The organism is Butyricimonas sp. BSD2780061689_150309_C8 (assembly GCF_015560935.1).
In the GTDB taxonomy this organism is placed as follows: domain Bacteria; phylum Bacteroidota; class Bacteroidia; order Bacteroidales; family Marinifilaceae; genus Butyricimonas; species Butyricimonas paravirosa.
In genome coordinates, this window is sequence record NZ_JADMSV010000015.1 from 65,615 (window position 1) to 84,779 (window position 19,165).

Genomic DNA, 19,165 nt, shown 5'->3' on the forward strand with positions numbered 1-19,165 from the left:
CCCCTCTAACTCCCCCTTGCACAGGGGGAGAATACGCTGCATTGCAACATCATGGTATCTTCTTGCGTCCGTCTCTCCCCCTATGCAAGGGGGAGTCGGAGAGGGTAGTCAAAGCGTTAGCTTTGTGCAGTTGAACAAGAAAGATAAAAGGTAAAAACTAAAAGTTGAAGAGAGTTTAGATCTTATTAATTTTAGATTTCCACCCGCAAGGCCAACGCTTCTAAATTTCCAACTTTTAGTTTTTATCTTCTCTTTTCCACTCTCCGATATTTCTTTCTTTCGGGTCGAAGTTGATGCCGATTTTGACGAGTTTCCGGTTGTCGGCGGAGTAGGGGATGAGGTAGCCCCGGTCGTCAATCTGGGCGAGAGCCTCGTCGGCGGAGCCGTCAAGTTTGAACTCGAAGACGTAGATGTAGTCGGCGGTTTTCACGACGGCATCGGCTCGTCCCTTGGCACTTCGTATTTCTACCTCGGAGAATTGTCCCATGAGCTTGAAGACGAGGTAGAAGACGGTCTGGTAGTGGCGTTCCGTGCGGTCGTTCAGCTCGTAGGGAATCCCGGCGAAGAAGGCCCGCAGGCGGGTAAGGAAGGCATCGGGATCACCTTCTCGTAGTTCCCGGATGAATTTGCCTATATAGAAACTCGTCTCGGTTTCGGCCACGGGGGTGTAGAAGGGGGTAACGAAGTTGAGGAACCCGTATTTCACCTCGTCATTAGGGAACCCTAACGTGTATATCTGGAATTCCTCGTTGTAAGCCTTAATGGTGAGGTATCCGCTCTGGTAGATCATGGGGACGGGGTTGTTGATGTTGGCCCGGTCGTCGGAGAGTGATGCGGCAGAGACCTCTATGCCGTCGAGTTCCCGCAGATCGAAGTCGGTTTTTTTCAAAACCTCGACGAGGAAGGACGGGGTACCCGTGGCGAACCAGTAGTTGTCGAACAATCGTTTGGCCATGACGCTCAACACGCTGAAGGGGTTGAACATACGGGCAACGTTGCCCGGACTAAAACGGTACCCGTCGTAACGGCGAGTGAGTTGCTCGAGTAGTTCCTCGCGGGAAAGGCCATGATATTCCATCAAGCGCTCGCTTTCCGGCTCGAAGTTCTCTTCGATCTCTTCCCGGGTGATGCCGCAAAGTGTGGCGTAGTCAATATCGAGACTGATGTCATTAAGCTGGTTGAGGTTACTGAAAATTCCCATCTGGGCGAACTTGGTGACTCCGGTGATGAAGACGAATCGCAACCACTGGTCGGCACTTTTCAGCACGGAGTAGAAGGCGGTAAGCGTGTTGCGGAAGGAACGTTGCAGGTCCTCGTCTTGAAAACTGTTGAGCAGCGGCTTGTCGTACTCGTCGATCAAGACGACAACACCCCGCCCGGTTTTCTCGTACGCTCTTTGGATGACTTCCATGAATCGCCCGGAGTGGGTGATGCCCTTGCCTCCGGTTCCGTACGTTTCTTCCCATCCCCGGAGCTGGAATTCGAGCATGTCATGTAGCCGTTCGGACGAGTCATATTTCTCGGCGTTGAGGTCAAGATGCAGCACGGCGTGGGTGTCCCATTCCTTTTCGAGCCGTTCGATGGCGAGGCCCTTGAAGAGGTCTCGTTTGCCGAGGAAGTAGGCTTCCATCGTCGAGAGCAGCAGGCTCTTGCCAAAGCGGCGGGGACGACTCAAGAAGTACGGGTTCGAGGTGCTAACCAGCTTGTAGACTAGTTCTGTCTTGTCGACGTACACGTAGTTTCCGCGACGAAGTTTCTCGAAACTCTGTATGCCGATGGGCATTTTGCGAGGGGAGGACGATGGATTGTTCATGACCGTTGTGTTTGCTTTTATTTAGGCAAAGTTACGAAAAACTTGCTAGAACGAGAAAGCTAAAAGTTAAAAGTTAAAAACTAAAAAACTCCCCTTTGCACAGGGGGAGAATACGCTGCATTGCAACATCATGGTATCTTCTCACGTCCGTCTCTCCCCTCGTGTAAGGGGGAGTCGGAGGGGGGAGTCATAGCGTTGGCCTTGTGTGGCCGGAATCTAAAATTTAAAATTAACGGCAGCGTGAGCTGCCGTTATAATCCTCACGCCCCCAGAGTTGCGTGAACCGAGTTGGAGGTGATTTTCCCGTCGGCGGTCATGGCGAGACTGTAGACGTGGATGTTCTCGGGCTTGACGAAAGAGGGGACGACGATGGTGGTCACGCCGTTCTCACCCCTGTCGCGCAGTTGCTGGACAAGGGCGAAATGGTCTTCGGGACTGTAGATGACACCGTAAACGCGATCGTTCGTCCAGCAGTAGGCCCCCTCGTAAACGGTGGCTTCCTGCGCGAAGGTGATGCTATACATCTCGCCCTCCTCGGCGGTCACGGCGGGAGTCTCCGCGTCGGCGAGGGGCGTGACACGGGAACGGAGCCTTGTTTTCTCGGCGATGATCTGTTCGAGGTTCAAGTTGGCTTTGTTGACGGTCACGGAAGGAACGAGCAACGGACCGGCGGCGAAAAGGACTTTCGTCCAGTCGATCTTGCTGGTGTACTCCTCGTTGGCTTTTTTCTTCGGGTCTACGGGGGTATCGGGATGAATCTTCGTGGTTGTCAACACGCCCTCGCGTTTCTTGTTGACGCTCGTGAAACGGTTGGCCCACTTGGTGCCGTTCGTGTCACGGGGAAAGGTCACGTGGAGTACCGGGTTCAGGTACCGTACCTCGGCGTTAAGGGCCGAGAAGCCCGACGCGTTGATTTTCTGCTCCTCGTTCAGGGGCGCTTGCTTGCTGTTCTTGGCGCGGCAGCCGACCTCGCCGTTGCCCAGATTGGAAAATACCTCGTTAGCGACTTTCCCGCTCTTCTGGTAAAAGTTGGTTGATTTTATTCGTGCCATACTTTCGAGTATTAGATGAGTATTTCAAAACGCCTTTCCCCACGCTTCGAGGAAAGCACATGGTAAAGGTATGACCCTTTTTCGACTTGAACAAGAAAAAATGAATTTATTTTTAAGAAAAATTAACCTATTTTATACATATCCTATCTCATTCCTGTTTGCTAACTGGCGATAAGCGTGCAAAACGTTAGCTATCTTCGTGATAAGTTAACTGTGCCTTTTGTAAGTTACCGTAAAGTCACCGTAAAGTTACCGATAAGTTACCGTAGTACATCGGTGACTTGTTATTCTCGATTTGGTAATTTCCCTAAAAAAATGTAAACTTGACATTAAGGTGTGTTTAAGCATTATTGGAGGTTTATCGAATCATTTAAGAGGAGGCATCATGAGCAAGAAAAAGAAGAAGAAAAAGAAAACTGCGTTACCGGTCAAACAACTGGCGACTACCCGTTCCGGCGGCACCACCACATATTACCGTAAAGGCCGGGAATGTCATTGTGCCAGCAAGCGCCCCGCCGGATCGACAGAGGAACGTGATCGTCGCCGTGCGAAGCGATCGGAGAGACAACGACTGTTGACGAGTGTTTTCACGTTCGTCAGCAGGCTAGTGAAAATCCTCCTGCGAAAACTTGCGGATGCCAACTCGTGGGTCTCCTTCGCCAAGGATACTTCCATGACCGCTTCTAACCTGTGCCACAAGGTGAACGGCACGGCCTGCGACGAGCATGGTGTGGAGAACTTCCGGGCCTTCGTTTTTAGCGTCGGCTGGCTTGCTGTGCCGCTTTACACCCGTGTCCGCCGCGACGGGTGGACCTTTACCCTCGAATGGCGTCACCACGGCATACTCGACGAGACGAGGGACAACGATACGCTCGTCGTGGGTTACTTCTACGACTGTCTGCCCGACGCACCACGTGTGCTTTACCTTCCCGCGGTGACCCGTGCCGCCGGGACGGCCACTTTCACGCTACCCGATCCCGAGGGTCCCGGTAGAGAACCTCTCTCCCCGGAGACGGTCGTGCATATTTATCCTTATCTCGCCAGCCCGGAGACGGACGAGTACACCCGTTCCGTTTACCTGCGCGTTCCGCCCGGTGCTGATGACACTCTTGGGTGAATTTTAGATTTTAGATTTTAAATTTTAGATTCCAGCCGCAGGGGGCGGACGCTTCCAACTACCCCCTCTAACTCCCCCTTACACAGGGGGAGTTAGAGGGGGTAGTTGGAAAGTAAAAAGTTTAAAACTAAAAGTTGAACTCTAAATTCTAAACTCTAAATTCTACATTCCGAAACTGTACATCCCGATGTTCTCGTACACGACGCTAAGGATTCCCGCGAGCAGGATTCCGGCGCTACATACAACGAGACTTATACGTGAATAATTGTCAGAGTTGAATCTGGCGATCGGTTGCTCGTTCTTGTTGATAAACATGGCCTTTACTACTCTCAAGTAATAGTAGAGAGAGATAATGGTGTTCAACAGGGCGATGAAAACCAGCACGTAATATCCTTGTTGTGCTGCTGCGGCAAATATGAAGAACTTGCTGAAGAACCCGGCAAATGGCGGGATTCCAGCCAGCGAGAACAAGGCGATCATCATCACGAAGCTCAAGCGTGGATTCGTGGAGTACAACCCGTTGTAATCATCAATCGTGATCTTGCCGGAGCGATGTTCCACGACAGCGATAACCCCGAAGGCGGCTAGGTTGGATAGCATGTACACCAGCACGTAGTACACCAGTCCGGTCATACCCATGGCCGTCCCGCTGATCACTCCCAGCATGATGTACCCGGCTTGAGAGATGGAGGAATAGGCGAAGAATCGTTTCAGGTTCTGTTGCCGTATGGCGAAGATGTTGGCCAGCGTGATAGAGGCTATAATTACCCAGTAGAGGATGGCCTGCCATTCCTGAACGAGCGGGGCAAACACTTTATAGAGAATGACCATCAGCACGAATGCCGCGGAGCCTTTCGAGATCACCGATAAGTAGGCGGTGACGCTGGTCGGGGCGCCCTCGTACACGTCCGGGGTCCACTGGTGGAAAGGAACGAGTGATAACTTGAATCCCAGTCCCACGAAAAAGAACACGAAGGCCATCATCTGGAGCGGGCTACTGTTTAACCCGGCGGGGATGTCCTCGAAATACAGCGTTCCCGTGGTCCCATAAATTAACGAGATCCCGTACAACGATAAGCCGGACGCGAACACGGCGGTAAGGATGTATTTGGCACCCGCCTCGGCCGATTGTTGCTTGTATTTGTCAAAAGCGGCAAGTGTTGCCATCGGTATGGATGCCGTTTCTAGCCCGATAAAGAACATCAGGAAGTTGCCGGCCGAAATCATGAAGTACATACCTAGCAGCGTGGCCAGCGTGATCATGTAGAATTCTCCCCGGCGGATAATCGTGCGCTCGCTGGAAAGCCAGTTGTTGGCTTGCATGAACACGAGCAGTGTCCCGATGCTCAGGATGGATTTCATGACCCCACCCATTGCCGTGCTGTGATACATCCCCCCGAAAGCCGTCACGTCCGGGGCGGGCCAGATATTCAGCAGGATATGAATACCCACGAGAATACAAGCTATCGGTTGAAAATACCTCAAGCTTTTCGGGGTGCCGAATATGTCGTAAATTAAGAGTATAACGATCACCGCTACCAGTGATATTTCCTCCTTCATTAATAAGAAATTAGCGTAACCCATTTTTATTTTAGATTTTAGATTTTAAATTTTAAATTCCAGCCGCGCAAGGCTGACGCTTTTTGATTTCCTAGTTTTAGCTTTAATAACAAGATAGTATTCCAGCTCCTCCTCTGTTCTCCCTCCCCATCCCCCCTTCGGGGTACTTCCCCTCAGGCAGGGGAAGAAAGAGGTGGCTGCGAAGCAGACGGAGGAGTTTGTTGCCATGTAAACGCTTTATTTACAAGAACTCCCTCCCCCCTTCGGGGTATTGAGCCCGGAAACCGGTCTCGAATCGGCTCTCGCTCGACAGACAACGAGTGAACTCCCTGTCTGTTCTCGCTTACTCGCCGATTTCCCTCTATAAACAGAGGGAGAGCTAAAATACTCACCGTCTTCGGGAAACCTTTCATTTTTATCTTTCAACTTTTAGTTTTTATCTTTTAACTTTTATCTTCCCGTGTTCATTGTAGGGCAGCAAGCACGGAACCGAGCGATGCCCGGATCATGTCGGAGAGCCATAGAGGTGCCAGACCGATCCCGGCGATGGCAACAATCAGTATGATCGTGGAAAAACGTTCATACCAGTTGGCATCGGTGAGGGCATAGTGATGCTCGTTGACCACGCTCCCGTAGAGTAGTTTCCCGACCACTCGCAGGATGTACACGGCCGTGATCACGATGGACGTGCAAGCGATGATCGTGAATACCCGGTGGAAGGTGTCCGTCTCTTGGAACGCTCCCACGAACACGGTCATTTCTGCCACGAACCCGCTTAATCCCGGAAGACCGAGGGAGGCGAGACCGGCAATCACGTAACACACGCCGAGGTAAGGCATGATCTTCATTAAACCACCCATTTCCCGGATGTCACGAGTATGCGTGCGACCGTAGATCATTCCGATCAGGGCGAAGAACAAGGCTGTCATCAGACCGTGGGAAAGCATCTGCATCACGGCTCCCGTCATGGCCGTCTGGTTCAACATCAGGATGGCAAACAATACCAGCCCGCAGTGACTCACGGACGAGTAAGCGTTGATGTATTTCAAGTCCGTTTGCACGATGGCCGAGTAAGCCCCGTAAACAACGCTGATACCCGTGAGGATGATGAATATCCATGAAAGCTCTTTAGCGGCCTCCGGCATCAGGTAGATGGCTACCCGGAAACACCCGTAACCACCCAGTTTCATCAATACCCCGGCATGGAGCATGGAGACTGCCGTGGGGGCAGAGGCGTGACCGTCGGGTGACCATGTATGGAACGGGAATAATGCTCCAAGAACCCCGAACCCGATGAATACCAACGGGAAGAACCAGCGCTGCAGGCTTTCGGGCATGGCGTGGGCCTGCGCTATTTCTTGCAAGTTCATCGTGAGTGCCCCTGTCGTCGAGGAGTGGAAGTAGATGCCAAGAATCCCCACGAGCAGCAGGGCAGAGCCTCCCATCAGCATCAACGTCAGTTTCATGGCAGCGTATTCCTTTTTCCCGCTACCCCAGACGCCGATCAGCAGGTACATGGGGATGAGGGCCACCTCGTAAAACATGAACATGGTGAAGAGGTCCACGGAGATAAAGAACCCGAATACCCCGATGGCCAGCAGGTTAAACCACAAGAAATACTCTTTTTGCAGGAAGTCCATTTTCCATGACGCGAATGTACCCGTGAAGACGATGACGGCGGAAAGCAGCAACATGGCTACCGAGATCCCGTCAACTCCCACGGAATAATGTATGTTCAAGGGAGCGTACCAAACCGTGCTGGCGGTAAACAGCATTTCTGCCGTGTTACCGGCTCCCCGTTCTCCTAAATATGCAAATACCAACCCGACGGCTAAGGCCAGCAACAGGGAAGCACCCGTGGCTACCGCTACACGAATTTGTTGCAGGTTCTTTGAAAGAAATAACCCGCCCATCGTGAGTATTGGTATCAGAACGAATAATGATAAAAAGTTCATATCTATTTTAATTTATTAGTCTATAAAGTTCATAAGGTTCATAAAGTTCATAAGGTTCGTGGACCCCTGCGGGGCGCTTTGTCCACGGCAGCAGGAGCTGCCGATAAACACTGTCCGAAGGACACCCGTGACCTTATGGACCTTATAAACTTTATGAACTTTATAAACTCTTCCATTTTTACATTATTAATAAAACCAAGACCAGTATTAATAGCGAGCCGAACAGGATCACGTAAGCGTATTGCTGTATTTGTCCGGATTGTAATCCCCGGATAGAGTAAGACAATCGTTGCGTGGCGTTTGCCAGACCGTTCAGCGATCCGTCGATCACGTGGCGGTCAAACCAAGCGATGGGGCGGGATACGCAGTTGAAGATGATACGTTTCGTGATGAAGAGGTACAACTCGTCCATGTAGAACCGTCGGTAAGCGGCGCGATGCAACCCGCTGAACGTGGTGGCCAGACGATCCGGTACGGGGTTCGATCCTTTGTAGAACCACGTGGCAAGAGCGATGGAAGCCACGGCAACAACGATGCTGGTGCCGGCTACTGTCCAGTCTAGGTGGATGATATATTCCATCCCGTTGCTACTGACAAATTTCCCGAAAGGAATGAACCCGGCGAAAAGTGTTACCACGGCAAGGAATACGAGGGGAAGAGTCATGCTCTTCGGGGCCTCGTGCGGGGTGTGTTCATGCGCGCTTTCTTTACCCCAGAAGATGTTGTAATAGAGGCGGAACATGTAGAATGCCGTCAGGGCTGCGATGAAGCTCATCACGACACCGAGTACCGGGCTGAACATGAACGTGGCGGCCAGTATTTCGTCTTTACTGAAGAACCCGGAGAACGGGGGGATACCTGAAATAGCGAGACAAGCCACGAGGAACGTGATGTGCGTCACGGGCAGGTATTTACGAAGACCACCCATGTGGCTCATCTCGTTGCTGTGAACGGCATGGATAATGGCTCCCGCGCCGAGGAATAACAAGGCTTTAAACATGGCGTGCGTGAACAGGTGGAACATGGATGCCATGTAGCCCAAGCCTTCGTGGCCTTCCATCCCGGAGACACCGAGCGCCACCATCATGAAACCGATCTGTGAGATCGTGGAAAAGGCCAGCACTCGCTTGATGTCCGTCTGCACGCAGGCAACTACTGCCGCGTAGAGGGACGTGACCGCTCCCACGACCGCGATCAGCACGAGTACCTCGGGGGCCTCGAAGTAATACACGGGGAACAAGCGAGCCACGAGGTAAACCCCGGCAACCACCATCGTGGCCGCGTGGATCAGTGCCGACACGGGGGTAGGACCTTCCATAGCGTCCGGTAACCAGATATGTAACGGGAACATGGCCGACTTCCCGGCACCTCCCATGAAAATCAAGGCCATGGCCCAGCTCATCACGGAACATCCCATGAAGGTCGTCCCGGCAGCCCCGGCAAAGAGTGACGAGTCACCTGAAGTTAACAGGTCGAAAGAGAATGTTTTCGTGTAGAACGAGAGCAACAGGATGCCGATCAGGAAACCGAGGTCGGCGAACCGGGTGACGATAAACGCTTTCTTGGACGCGGCGACAGCCTCCGGTTTCGTGTAGTAGAAACCGATCAACAGGTAGGAAGAAACACCCACCAGCTCCCAGAAAATGTACATCTGGAAGATGTTCGTGGCTACCACGAGACCCAGCATCGAGAAACTGAAGAGGGAAAGGAAGGCGTAGTAACGCTGGAAACCTTTTTCCCCGTGCATGTATCCCAAACTGTAAACGTGTACCATCAATGATACGGTCGTGATTACTACCAGCATCATGACGGAAATCGGGTCTAGCAAGATACCCAGATCAATATGCAGGTATTGCGTGAAACGCAGCCATTCGAAGTTGAACGGGATGACCGGGAGGCGTACGCCTTCTACCCGGGGTATCGAGAAATATTGCCATGCCGTCATGTAGGCTAGCAAGGCACATATCGCCAAAGATAACGTTCCTATGCTCCCGGCCGTGGTGGGTTTCAATTTCGTACCCAACAAGCCTAGCGCTAGAAATGTCAGCAATGGTAGAATCAATATTAAAACTGTGTATTCCATGTATTGATTTCTTGATTTTAGATTTTAGATTTTAGATTTTAGATTCCAGCCGCACGGTGCGGACGCTTCCAACTACCCCCTCTAGCTCCCCCTTACACAGGGGGAGAACACGCGGCACTGTTATATCGTGTCGCCTTCTCGCATCCGTCTCTCCCCCTGTGCAAGGGGGAGTCGGAGGGGGTAGTTGGTTTTTCATTTTCAATTCTCAATTTTCAATTGTCCATTCCTTTGCTCTTCTTCTTTCAGCTCGTTCAAGTTTTTCACCTGTATATTGCGGATGTTCCGGTATATATTGATGATGATGGCTATGGCAACGGCTGTTTCGCAAGCGGAAACCCCGATGGCGAACAGGGTGAAGAAAAAGCCTTCCAGTTGTTCGGGGAAGAGATAACGGTTGAACACGGCAAAGTTGATGTCCACTGAATTCAGGATCAACTCGATTGAGATCAACACGGCGAGCAGGTTCCTCCGGGTGATGAACCCGTAAATTCCCGCGAAAAGCATGATCGTGCTGATCACCAAGTAATATTCCATGTGTAGTTCCATATACTTATTTTAGATTTATGATTTTATCGATTAAGTGATTTAGTGATTTCCGATGAAGTGATTTTAATCACTCAATCATCGAATCGGCAATCACGGAATCTTTTTCATTCTAAACTCTACATTTTAAACTTTTCTTTATCTTTTTCTCGCTATCATGATTCCACCGATGATGCAGGTCAATAGCAGGACACTGATTACCTCGAAGGGGAGTAGGTACTGGTATTTCTCCGTGCCCATCAAGGCGGTTCCGATGACTTTTTGGTTGATCTCCCCACCCACGAAGCGAGAGGGACCGAACGAGTGCATTAACGTGATGTAAACACATATTGCCGCCCCGGCGAGAGCCGTGATTAGCCCGGCAAACATCTTGCTGTTCTTCAACCTGCTCACCTTGCTTTTGTCTGCCGTGGTGAGCAATATCGAGAACACGTACAGGATAATGATACCCCCGGCGTAGATCGTTAATTGCACTGCCCCTAGGAATGAGTATTCCAACTGGAAATATATTCCGGCAGTGGCAAAAAGCACGAATAGCAGGTAGGTCGCCGATCTCAAGATTCGGTTGGTCGTCACGGTCAGGATCGAGCAGACAACGATAACCGTTGCCAGGATGAAAAAGACCGTTTCTTGTAATTCTGCTGTACTCATTATATTAATTTTAAATTTTAGATTTTAAATCCTATCGATTAAGTGATTTAATGATTTTCGATGAAGTGATTTTAATCACCCAATCATCGAATCGGCAATCACGGAATCTTTTTCATTTTCAATTGACTCGTCGTGCAGGTACTTCACCAGTTTACTGCGCGTGTAGACGGCGTGTTCGAACGTGGGTTTGAACTCGATGGCTTGTTGAGGGCACATTTTCACGCAGAGTTGGCAGAACATACAGCTACCTAAATCGTACCGGTATTTTATCAACACCTTTTTCTTCTTGCCGGTTTCATCCGTGACAAATTCGGACGTGATCTTGATGGTCCCGTTCGGGCAGTTCATCTCGCAGATACCGCAAGCGATACATTTGTGGTGATTGTTCTCGTCGTGAGGCATCACCAGTTCACCCCGGAAACGGTCAAACATTTTCAACGTGGCCCGGTTTTCCGGGTATTGCTCCGTCGTTTTCTTGGTGAAAAATTCCCGTAGCGTGACTTTCATCCCGGTCAGCAAAGAGAAAAGACCCTTGAAAAACGAGGTAATATATCTTATAATACTCTTCATAACTTCGTCTTTAAAAATGTAGTTTAAATACGACAATGATCACCATCAGGAAAAGGTTGATCAGGTTAATCGGCAACAGGTAGCGCCATTCCAAGCGGAGTAACTGGTCGATACGCAACCGCGGGAAGGTCCATTTAAACCACATGATGATGAATATAACCACGGCTGTTTTCCCGAAGAACCAGAAGATGGAAGGAATGTAATCCATGATTTGGTTGAAACTTTCCCAGCCGGGAACGTGTAACGGCATCCAACCGCCTAAGAACAGGGTGCTGGCCACGGATGCAACCACGAACATGTTCAAGTATTCGGCGAGGTAGAAGAACCCGAAGTGCATACCGGAATACTCCGTGTGGTACCCCGCGGTCAACTCCGAGTCGGCCTCTGGCAAGTCGAAGGGCCCCCGGTTCGTCTCGGCTGTCCCGGCGATGATGTAAACGATAAACGCGATACAAGCCGGGATATGTCCTTTGAATAGCAACCACCCGTCTGCCTGTCCTTCCACGATCGTGGAGAGCTGCATACTTCCGGTGAATACCACCACGGTAAGGATGGATAACCCGATGGATAACTCGTAACTGATCATCTGTGCGCCACTTCGCATGGCACCGATCAACGAGTATTTATTATTACTGGCCCACCCGGCAAGCAGGATTCCCACGATACCGATGGACGACACGGCGATCAGGAAGAAGATTCCCACGTTGAAGTCGATCACGTGTAGTCCTTTCGCGAAGGGAATACAACCAAAAGCCAGTACCGACGCGATAATCACGACGAAAGGGGCAAGGTTGAACAGGAATCGGTCGACGTGGTTGATGTCGATGATCTCCTTGGTTAACATTTTGATCATATCGGCCACACTCTGTATGGTCCCGTAAGGCCCCACCCGGTTCGGTCCGATACGACACTGGAAAAAGGCACACACTTTACGTTCCACGTAGATCAGCACGAGGGCGATCACGGCGTATCCCACGAGCAGGCAAAGCCCAATTAGGATAAACTCAACCAGCGTGGCAGCAGCGTGCGGGAGAAAACTCCTCAAGAGTTCATCTACCCATTGTGTTATAGTTGAGAAATCAAACATATACTAATTTTAGATTTAATGATTTTAGATTTTAGATTCCAGCCGCACAAGGCCGACGCTTCCTAATTTCCTACTTTCAACTTTTAGTTTTTATCTTTTAACTTTTATCTTCCAAGTTATCTGTCAATGTCCGGAACAACGTAGTCCAGCGTACCGCCGATAGCGATCAGGTCGGCGATTTTACCGCCTTTCGTGATCAGGTCGACGATGGATACCAGTGGCAGGCACGGGGAACGGAATTTTACCCGGTAAGGGTATTTGTCTCCCCGGCTTTCGAGGTAAACACCGAACTCACCCCGGCTGGCTTCCACGCTCTTGAAATAGTGACCTTCCGGCAATTTGATCAGCGGTTTGGTCTTTACGGCGTAGTCTCCCGCGGGGATGTTATCTACTAGTTGTTCCAGTATATGTAATGATTCGAGAATCTCTTCCATGCGCACCATGTAACGGGCAAACGAGTCTCCTTCCGGGTAGAGGATTTCCTTGAAATCCACCTTGTCATATACCCCGTACGGCGTGTGTTTACGCACGTCACATGACCACCCGCAGGCGCGTCCCGTCGGGCCGGATGCCCCGTAACTGATGGCGTCCTCTTTCTTGAGAACGCCGACGCCTTTCAGACGTTGTTGGGCGATCACGTTGCCCGTGAACACGTCGTGATATTCCTTGATCATCGGGGGGAGGTATTTGATGAACTCTTTGATCCGGTTGATCAGGTTCGGGTGGATGTCTGCCATCACGCCACCGATCACGTTGTAGTTCTGAATCAGTCGTCCTCCCGTGGTTTCTTCCATGATGTCCAACACCTTCTCCCGGTCACGGAAACCGTAGAAGAAAGCGGTCAGCGCTCCCATATCCATGCAGAGGCATGACCAGAACAAGAGGTGAGAGGAAAGACGGTTTAGCTCGTCCATGATGGTGCGGATGTATTTCACCCGTTCCGGGATTTCCAGGCCCATGGCTTCCTCGATGCACATACAAAGCGCGTGGCGGTTCTGGTGCGCGGCAAGGTAATCCAAACGGTCTGTCAAAGCCAGCGTTTGCGGGTAGGTGAGGCTTTCACACAATTTCTCGATGCCTCGATGGATGTACCCGCAGTTGACATCCACCTTTTTCACGATCTCTCCTTCCAGTGATACCCGGAAACGGAGTACACCATGAGTGGCGGGGTGTTGTGGCCCGATGTTCACCACGTACTCGTCTTCTTCAAACAAGATGTTCTCTTTCTCGCTGACTTCCCCGTCGTGGGAATTAGCCTCGAACGTGGGGGTTGCATCCAGCGTTTCTTCGCTTTCCAGAGGTACCGGGTTTATTTCGGGGTCTGCATTGTAGTCTTTACGTAACGGATAGCCGACCCAGTCGTTCCGCAGGAACAGACGTCGCATATCAGGATGGTTGATAAACCGTATACCGAGAAAGTCGTACACTTCACGTTCGTTCAGGTTGGCCGTGGCCCAGATGTCCGAAACTGTGGGCAGTTCCGGGTTTTCCCGGTTGGCGGTGAACGTCTTTAAAAATAATTTATGCTCGTGAGCCGTGGATTGTAACAGGCTGATCACGCCTAACGTGTCGCCCCAGTCCATTCCCGTCATGCAGATCATGAAGTCGAAAGAGAGATCCTGGTCCCCTTTTAGCCGGAGAGCCAGTTCCCTGTACTTGGCGGGCTCTACCGTCACGGTAAGGATACCGCTCTCGTCGATCTCTGCCTCGGGGACAATATTTTTTATTTTATCTACTAACATGTACTAATTTTAGATTTAATGATTTTAGATCCTATTGATTAAGTGATTTAATGATTTAATGATTAAGTGATTAAGTGATTTTAATCACCCAATCATCGAATCGGCAATCACGGAATCTTTTTCATTCTAAATTCTACATTATTCTTTGTTCTCTTTTTCCTTGTGGTTTTTGCCACCGAGGAAACGTTCCACTTTTACCTTACGTTGCAGTTGGATCATCCCGTAGAGGAGGGCCTCCGGTCGCGGGGGACATCCGGGGATGTAAACGTCAACGGGGATGATGGAGTCAACCCCCTTCACCACGTGGTAAGAGTTTTTGAACGGTCCACCGGAAATGGCACATCCCCCCACGGCAATCACGTATTTGGGTTCGGCCATCTGGTCATAGAGACGTTTCAGCACGGGGGCCATCTTGTGTACGATGGTTCCCGCCACCATGATAAAGTCGGCTTGGCGCGGGCTGGCTCGTGTTACCTCGAACCCGAATCGGGAGAAATCGTAACGTGCCGCTCCCACTGCCATGAATTCAATACCACAACAGCTTGTCGCGAAGGTAAGCGGCCAGAGGGAATTCGAGCGTCCCCAGTTGATAACATCGTCAAGGCATCCCACGATAACATTGGTGCCGGATGCCCGAAGTTGTTCAAGATATTCGTTATCATTGAACTCTTCATATTTCATGGATTTAATTTTTACTTCCATTCCAATGCTCCTTTCTTCCACGCGTAAGCCAATCCGAGAATAAGGATCAGCATGAAAAATAATACATTCAGTAAACCGTTAATTCCGGCATCCTGAACGGTGACCGCCCAAGGATAGAGAAACACGGTTTCCACGTCGAACATCAAAAACAAGATGGCGAACAGGTAGTATCCTACCTTGAACTGCATCCATGATTTTCCTCGCGTAGGCACGCCACATTCATAGGCTTCCCCCTTCTGTTTGTTGAAGGTACGGGGAGAAATGGCCCGAGCAATGCTCATAGCGATAACCACCAGCAAAATGGCTGTAATCAACACAACCACGAATAAAGTAAGATTCATAATTATAAAAAGTTTCAGGTTTTCAAGTTTCAGGTGACAAGTTTAGTTACAGGGGAAAAATACGGCAAGTTGCAAACTTGTAACTGCAATTTGCTGGGCTATCGACCAACCTGTAACTTGTTTGATCTCGGCTAAACAATGATTTCTCGCAGGGCAAAGACGTAGTATTTGGTCTTCCCGAGAGTCGAATACGGGTGAAAATACAAGTTGCGTTTGGAATGTGCTACCGCGGTGTTGTTCTTGCTATTCCTTTGCAGGAAAGAGGGAACCAATTGTGATTTGGAGTCCGGGACAACATGGGAATAACCCAGTGTGAGTTCGCAACTTTCGTGAAGAAAGAGTAATAGGGGAATCGTGGAAGCTTCACAGATTTCGTTCCGGCAGAAATTACATTCTAAGCAGGAGCCATTGAAGGACAGATTTTGCCCTTTTGCCAATATCCCGCTAGAACTTACCAGCACGAATAACACGATCAATATACTATTCTTCAGCACGTTCAACATCATTCTTTTTACTTAAGGTTCGCAAAGATAACCTAATTTTGAATTTTGGTTGAAAAATGTGTGGTAAAGAATGTTAATCGTGAGATTAACATTCGGGGCCATAAGGTTTATAAACCATATTTTTTTCTTACTTTTGTAATCTCTCCGGGAAAGGAGAATATCTCGGGGGTAATATATGAAATTAGGGAAAAAAATATGAGTGACACCATTCATCACGAGTGTGGTTTCGCGTTGATTCGATTGCTGAAACCATTGGATTATTATCAGAAGAAATACGGTTCTTACCTTTACGGGCTAAACAGGTTGTACATATTAATGGAGAAACAGCGTAACCGCGGCCAAGACGGCGCGGGAGTCGTGGGGTTGAAACTCGACATGGAACCGGGGTACAAGTATATGGACCGCGTACGTTCCTGTGACGCGAACCCGATACAGGATGTGTTCGACCGGATTCACGAACCGTTTACACCGGAGATTCTCCGGGAGAAGAATGCTGTTTGGGCAAAGCAGAACCTTCCATTTGTTTCCGAGGTTTACTTGGGGCATTTACGTTACGCGACTTTCGGAAAGAATAATATAGATTACGTTCACCCACTGAAACGGGCAAGCAACTGGCGGGCGCACAATTTAGCGCTGGCGGCGAACTTTAACCTGACGAACGTGGACGAGTTGTTCGAGAGTTTGATTCGGGCGGGACAGTACCCGCGAAATTATTCCGATACGGTGACCCTGCTTGAGAAGGTAGGCTATTTTCTGGATAGCGAGATTCAGGATTTATACCGTTTCTACAAAGAAAAGGGATTTTCGAAACAGGAGATTACCCCGTTGATTGAACGTACGGTTGATTTACCCAAGGTCCTTTCCCGGAGTAGCGAGGATTGGGACGGGGGATATGCCGTAGCGGGAGTGGTCGGGCATGGCGATGCTTTCGTGATGCGTGACCCGTGGGGGATACGTCCGGCTTATTACTACAAAGATGACGAGGTGGTCGTGGTGGCATCCGAGGCATCCGTGATCCAGACCGCTTTTCAAGGCATGAATATGGAAATTTCCGAGATCCGTCCGGGATACGCTCTGTTGATCAAGAAAGATGGAACCGTGACCGAGGAACTCGTGCGTGAACCGCGACAACGTGCCAGTTGTTCGTTCGAGCGTATCTACTTCTCCCGCGGGAATGACAGGAATATATACCGGGAACGGAAAAAATTGGGCGAGTTATTGACACCTCGTTTGGTAAAGGCCGTGGATGGCGATCTCGACAACACGGTGTTTTCCTTTATCCCTAACACGGCGGAAACTTCCTTCTACGGGATGGTGAAAGGAATTCAGCAGTACATGGTGGAGGAGAAAAAACGTTTGATCCGGGAGGGAAAGGCAACGTGGAGCGAGGAAACGCTCGACGAGATCATTTGCCGCGAACCCCGTATCGAGAAAATAGTGATCAAGGATGCCAAGCTGCGCACGTTTATTACCTCGGATTCCGGACGTGACGGGCTGGTGGGACACGTGTACGACGTGACCTACGGGGCAGTGCAGCCCACGGATAACCTCGTGGTGATTGATGACTCGATCGTGCGGGGAACTACTTTGAAAAAGAGTATTCTGCGTATTCTCGATCGTCTTGGCCCGAAACGTATCGTGGTGGTGTCTTCCGCCCCGCAGATTCGTTACCCCGATTGCTACGGGATCGACATGACCCGGATGAACGAGTTTATAGCGTTCAATGCGGCCATCGAGTTGTTGAAGGAACGAGGCATGGAGGGATTGATTGACGAGGTGTACCGGAAGTGTAAAGCACAACAAGGACTGCCCAAAGAGCAGGTGGTGAACCACGTGAAAGAGATTTACGCTCCTTTTACCGAGGAAGAGATTTCCGACAAGATTGCCGAGATGGTGCGTGACGAGCATCTGAATGCCGAGGTAAAAGTGGTTTTCCAGTCTGTCGAAGATTTGCACGTGGCTTGCCCGAATGACACGGGTGACTGGTATTTTACCGGAAATTATCCCACTCCCGGTGGTAATAAGGTGGTCAACACCGCTTATATCAACTGGGTAGAAGGGAGGAATGAAAGATCTTATTAATTTTAGATTTTAGATTTTAAATTTTAGATTGAACCCCCTCTAGCTCCCCCTTTCCAAGGGGGAGAGCTGATTACCAAATGGTATTCCCTCCAGTGTAAGGAAGGATTAGAGAAGGTAGTCGCTTCATGATGGGTTACTTGAGTATGAGTGGTTCTTCGATAATGATTTCAGCACGACTCGTGTTTTCTACCGCAATTTTCGGTCCCGGAATGAGGGGACTGTAATCAAGTACGTGTCTGATGCGGGTTCGTTGGTCGGGGGTAATACGATCACGATAGCCATAATAATAGTCCATTATGTTATATGACGTGAAGGTGGTTCCATTGCGATCTTGGCGCTGTGCTGCTTGGGCAAAAGTTAGTCGAGATACACTCGCTAACCAAGTGTCGTAAGCCGGGCGATCATAATCGGGAGTATCTTCACAGTAATCGGTTGTTTGCCCGTTGTCTCCACCGGAAAATACATGGAATAACCCGAGATAATGCCCCAGTTCATGGGCGAGTGTGGTGGGCCATACCGGTTGTGGGCCGTAAGCCCCGGTCTCTGCTTTATCTACAAATAACTTGTTTATCATCACGGCTTGTACGGAGTTGGTGGGAAGACTGGTATAATATGTATCATTTCTTCTTAAACCCGGCAGGGATTTGCCTTGCGGGGTGTACGGGGTCATGGCGATTCCCGTCACGTTTTCTTCGGTAAAGGAGCAGATGATAACGTTGATATATTTGTTGGGGTCCCATATTATTTGTGTGCCGTTGTATGTGTTGTATCTTAAATAATTATCGACATTGAACGAGGTGGATGAACTGTGAACGGTATTTATCCCGGGTTCAACCAAGGGAGTTCCTTCGGGTGTGGTGGTGGCAAGGGTGAATTGCAGGTTGAGATTCTCGCTTTTCCCGTTGTTGCCCCGGTAGAAGTTATTCACGTAATCCATACATTCCTGAATGTAGGCGGCGGTGACTTTTGCATCATTTGCGGAACCGTCCGAGTACACGTGGAAAATGACCGGAAGTTCGAAGTAGATTTCTCCCTTTTGGGTCACGGTAAGGATTTTTTGTTGGTCTGAGTTGGAGATCGTGACGGTCCCCGTGCGTTCGGTTGTGGTCGTGTTGACTTGCGTGTTGATCACAAGTGTATCTCCTTGCGGCGTACTGATTTTGCTTGCCCGGCACCAAGAGGTTGGGCTGGCAAATGACCAGTCTGAACCACTCCGAAGAGCAATGCGGATGGTTTGTTGCTCGCTGCTTACCTGTATTTCGTTGCCTGTTGATAATTCTATTCCCTCGAACTTGTCTTTCTCGCAAGAAGTGACAAGTAGGAACAGAAGGTAAATAAGAATGTATTTTTGCATGTTTATAGGT

16 protein-coding genes are annotated in these 19,165 nt (G+C 49.9%); 2 read left to right on the forward strand and 14 right to left on the reverse strand.

Annotated elements, in window-relative coordinates; all coding sequences use genetic code 11:
- Positions 1 to 235 precede the first annotated feature (235 nt).
- The gene (locus I2I33_RS12275; RefSeq protein ID WP_087422130.1) at positions 236 to 1,813 is read right to left on the reverse strand and encodes an ATP-binding protein; all 1,578 of its coding nucleotides are present in this window, start codon (positions 1,811 to 1,813) and stop codon (positions 236 to 238) included.
- 260 nt (positions 1,814 to 2,073) lie between these two features.
- Positions 2,074 to 2,865, reverse strand: a complete 792-nt coding sequence (locus I2I33_RS12280; protein WP_140402615.1) for a hypothetical protein — start codon at positions 2,863 to 2,865, stop codon at positions 2,074 to 2,076.
- A gap of 385 nt (positions 2,866 to 3,250) precedes the next feature.
- On the opposite strand from I2I33_RS12280, the gene I2I33_RS12285 reads away from it, so the two are divergent.
- Positions 3,251 to 3,982: a hypothetical protein gene (locus I2I33_RS12285; protein WP_140402616.1), complete on the forward strand. Its 732-nt coding sequence runs from the start codon at positions 3,251 to 3,253 to the stop codon at positions 3,980 to 3,982.
- Positions 3,983 to 4,144: 162 nt separating this feature from the next.
- Here the strand turns inward: I2I33_RS12285 and I2I33_RS12290 are convergent, their stop codons facing one another.
- The 11 genes from I2I33_RS12290 to I2I33_RS12340 form a co-directional block, all read right to left on the reverse strand.
- A complete protein-coding gene (locus I2I33_RS12290; RefSeq protein WP_087422133.1) occupies positions 4,145 to 5,566 on the reverse strand; it encodes an NADH-quinone oxidoreductase subunit N in 1,422 nt (473 codons plus the stop codon).
- A gap of 440 nt (positions 5,567 to 6,006) precedes the next feature.
- Entirely contained in the window at positions 6,007 to 7,497 is a 1,491-nt protein-coding gene (locus tag I2I33_RS12295; RefSeq protein WP_087422135.1) for a NuoM family protein, read from the reverse strand.
- Between the two features lie 178 nt (positions 7,498 to 7,675).
- Positions 7,676 to 9,580 carry an NADH-quinone oxidoreductase subunit L gene (gene nuoL, locus I2I33_RS12300; RefSeq protein ID WP_087422136.1) on the reverse strand — a complete coding sequence of 635 codons (1,905 nt, stop codon included), beginning with the start codon at positions 9,578 to 9,580 and terminating at the stop codon, positions 7,676 to 7,678.
- A gap of 198 nt (positions 9,581 to 9,778) precedes the next feature.
- Complete coding sequence (gene nuoK, locus I2I33_RS12305) at positions 9,779 to 10,114, reverse strand: NADH-quinone oxidoreductase subunit NuoK (protein WP_087422248.1); 336 nt, start codon at positions 10,112 to 10,114, stop codon at positions 9,779 to 9,781.
- 147 nt (positions 10,115 to 10,261) lie between these two features.
- Positions 10,262 to 10,774: an NADH-quinone oxidoreductase subunit J gene (locus I2I33_RS12310; RefSeq protein ID WP_027199796.1), complete on the reverse strand. Its 513-nt coding sequence runs from the start codon at positions 10,772 to 10,774 to the stop codon at positions 10,262 to 10,264.
- 75 nt (positions 10,775 to 10,849) lie between these two features.
- Positions 10,850 to 11,344, reverse strand: coding sequence for a 4Fe-4S dicluster domain-containing protein (locus I2I33_RS12315; RefSeq protein WP_087422137.1), 495 nt, complete (start codon positions 11,342 to 11,344; stop codon positions 10,850 to 10,852).
- 10 nt (positions 11,345 to 11,354) lie between these two features.
- Complete coding sequence (nuoH, locus tag I2I33_RS12320) at positions 11,355 to 12,431, reverse strand: NADH-quinone oxidoreductase subunit NuoH (protein ID WP_027199794.1); 1,077 nt, start codon at positions 12,429 to 12,431, stop codon at positions 11,355 to 11,357.
- A 116-nt stretch (positions 12,432 to 12,547) separates the two neighbouring features.
- On the reverse strand, positions 12,548 to 14,173 hold the full coding sequence (locus tag I2I33_RS12325) for an NADH-quinone oxidoreductase subunit C (protein ID WP_087422138.1): 1,626 nt from the start codon (positions 14,171 to 14,173) through the stop codon (positions 12,548 to 12,550).
- A gap of 138 nt (positions 14,174 to 14,311) precedes the next feature.
- On the reverse strand, positions 14,312 to 14,875 hold the full coding sequence (locus I2I33_RS12330; protein ID WP_027199792.1) for an NADH-quinone oxidoreductase subunit B: 564 nt from the start codon (positions 14,873 to 14,875) through the stop codon (positions 14,312 to 14,314).
- Positions 14,866 to 15,216, reverse strand: coding sequence for an NADH-quinone oxidoreductase subunit A (locus I2I33_RS12335; protein WP_087422139.1), 351 nt, complete (start codon positions 15,214 to 15,216; stop codon positions 14,866 to 14,868). The genes I2I33_RS12330 and I2I33_RS12335 overlap by 10 nt, the downstream gene beginning before the upstream one ends.
- Positions 15,217 to 15,347: 131 nt before the next feature.
- Positions 15,348 to 15,722, reverse strand: a complete 375-nt coding sequence (locus tag I2I33_RS12340; protein WP_087422140.1) for a hypothetical protein — start codon at positions 15,720 to 15,722, stop codon at positions 15,348 to 15,350.
- Between the two features lie 192 nt (positions 15,723 to 15,914).
- Here I2I33_RS12340 and I2I33_RS12345 point away from each other — a divergent pair, with 192 nt between their 5' ends.
- A complete protein-coding gene (locus I2I33_RS12345; protein ID WP_087422249.1) occupies positions 15,915 to 17,801 on the forward strand; it encodes an amidophosphoribosyltransferase in 1,887 nt (628 codons plus the stop codon).
- A 133-nt stretch (positions 17,802 to 17,934) separates the two neighbouring features.
- On the opposite strand, the gene I2I33_RS12350 is transcribed toward I2I33_RS12345, so the two are convergent.
- The gene (locus I2I33_RS12350) at positions 17,935 to 19,155 is read right to left on the reverse strand and encodes a zinc-dependent metalloproteinase lipoprotein (protein WP_087422141.1); all 1,221 of its coding nucleotides are present in this window, start codon (positions 19,153 to 19,155) and stop codon (positions 17,935 to 17,937) included.
- Positions 19,156 to 19,165: the final 10 nt, after the last annotated feature.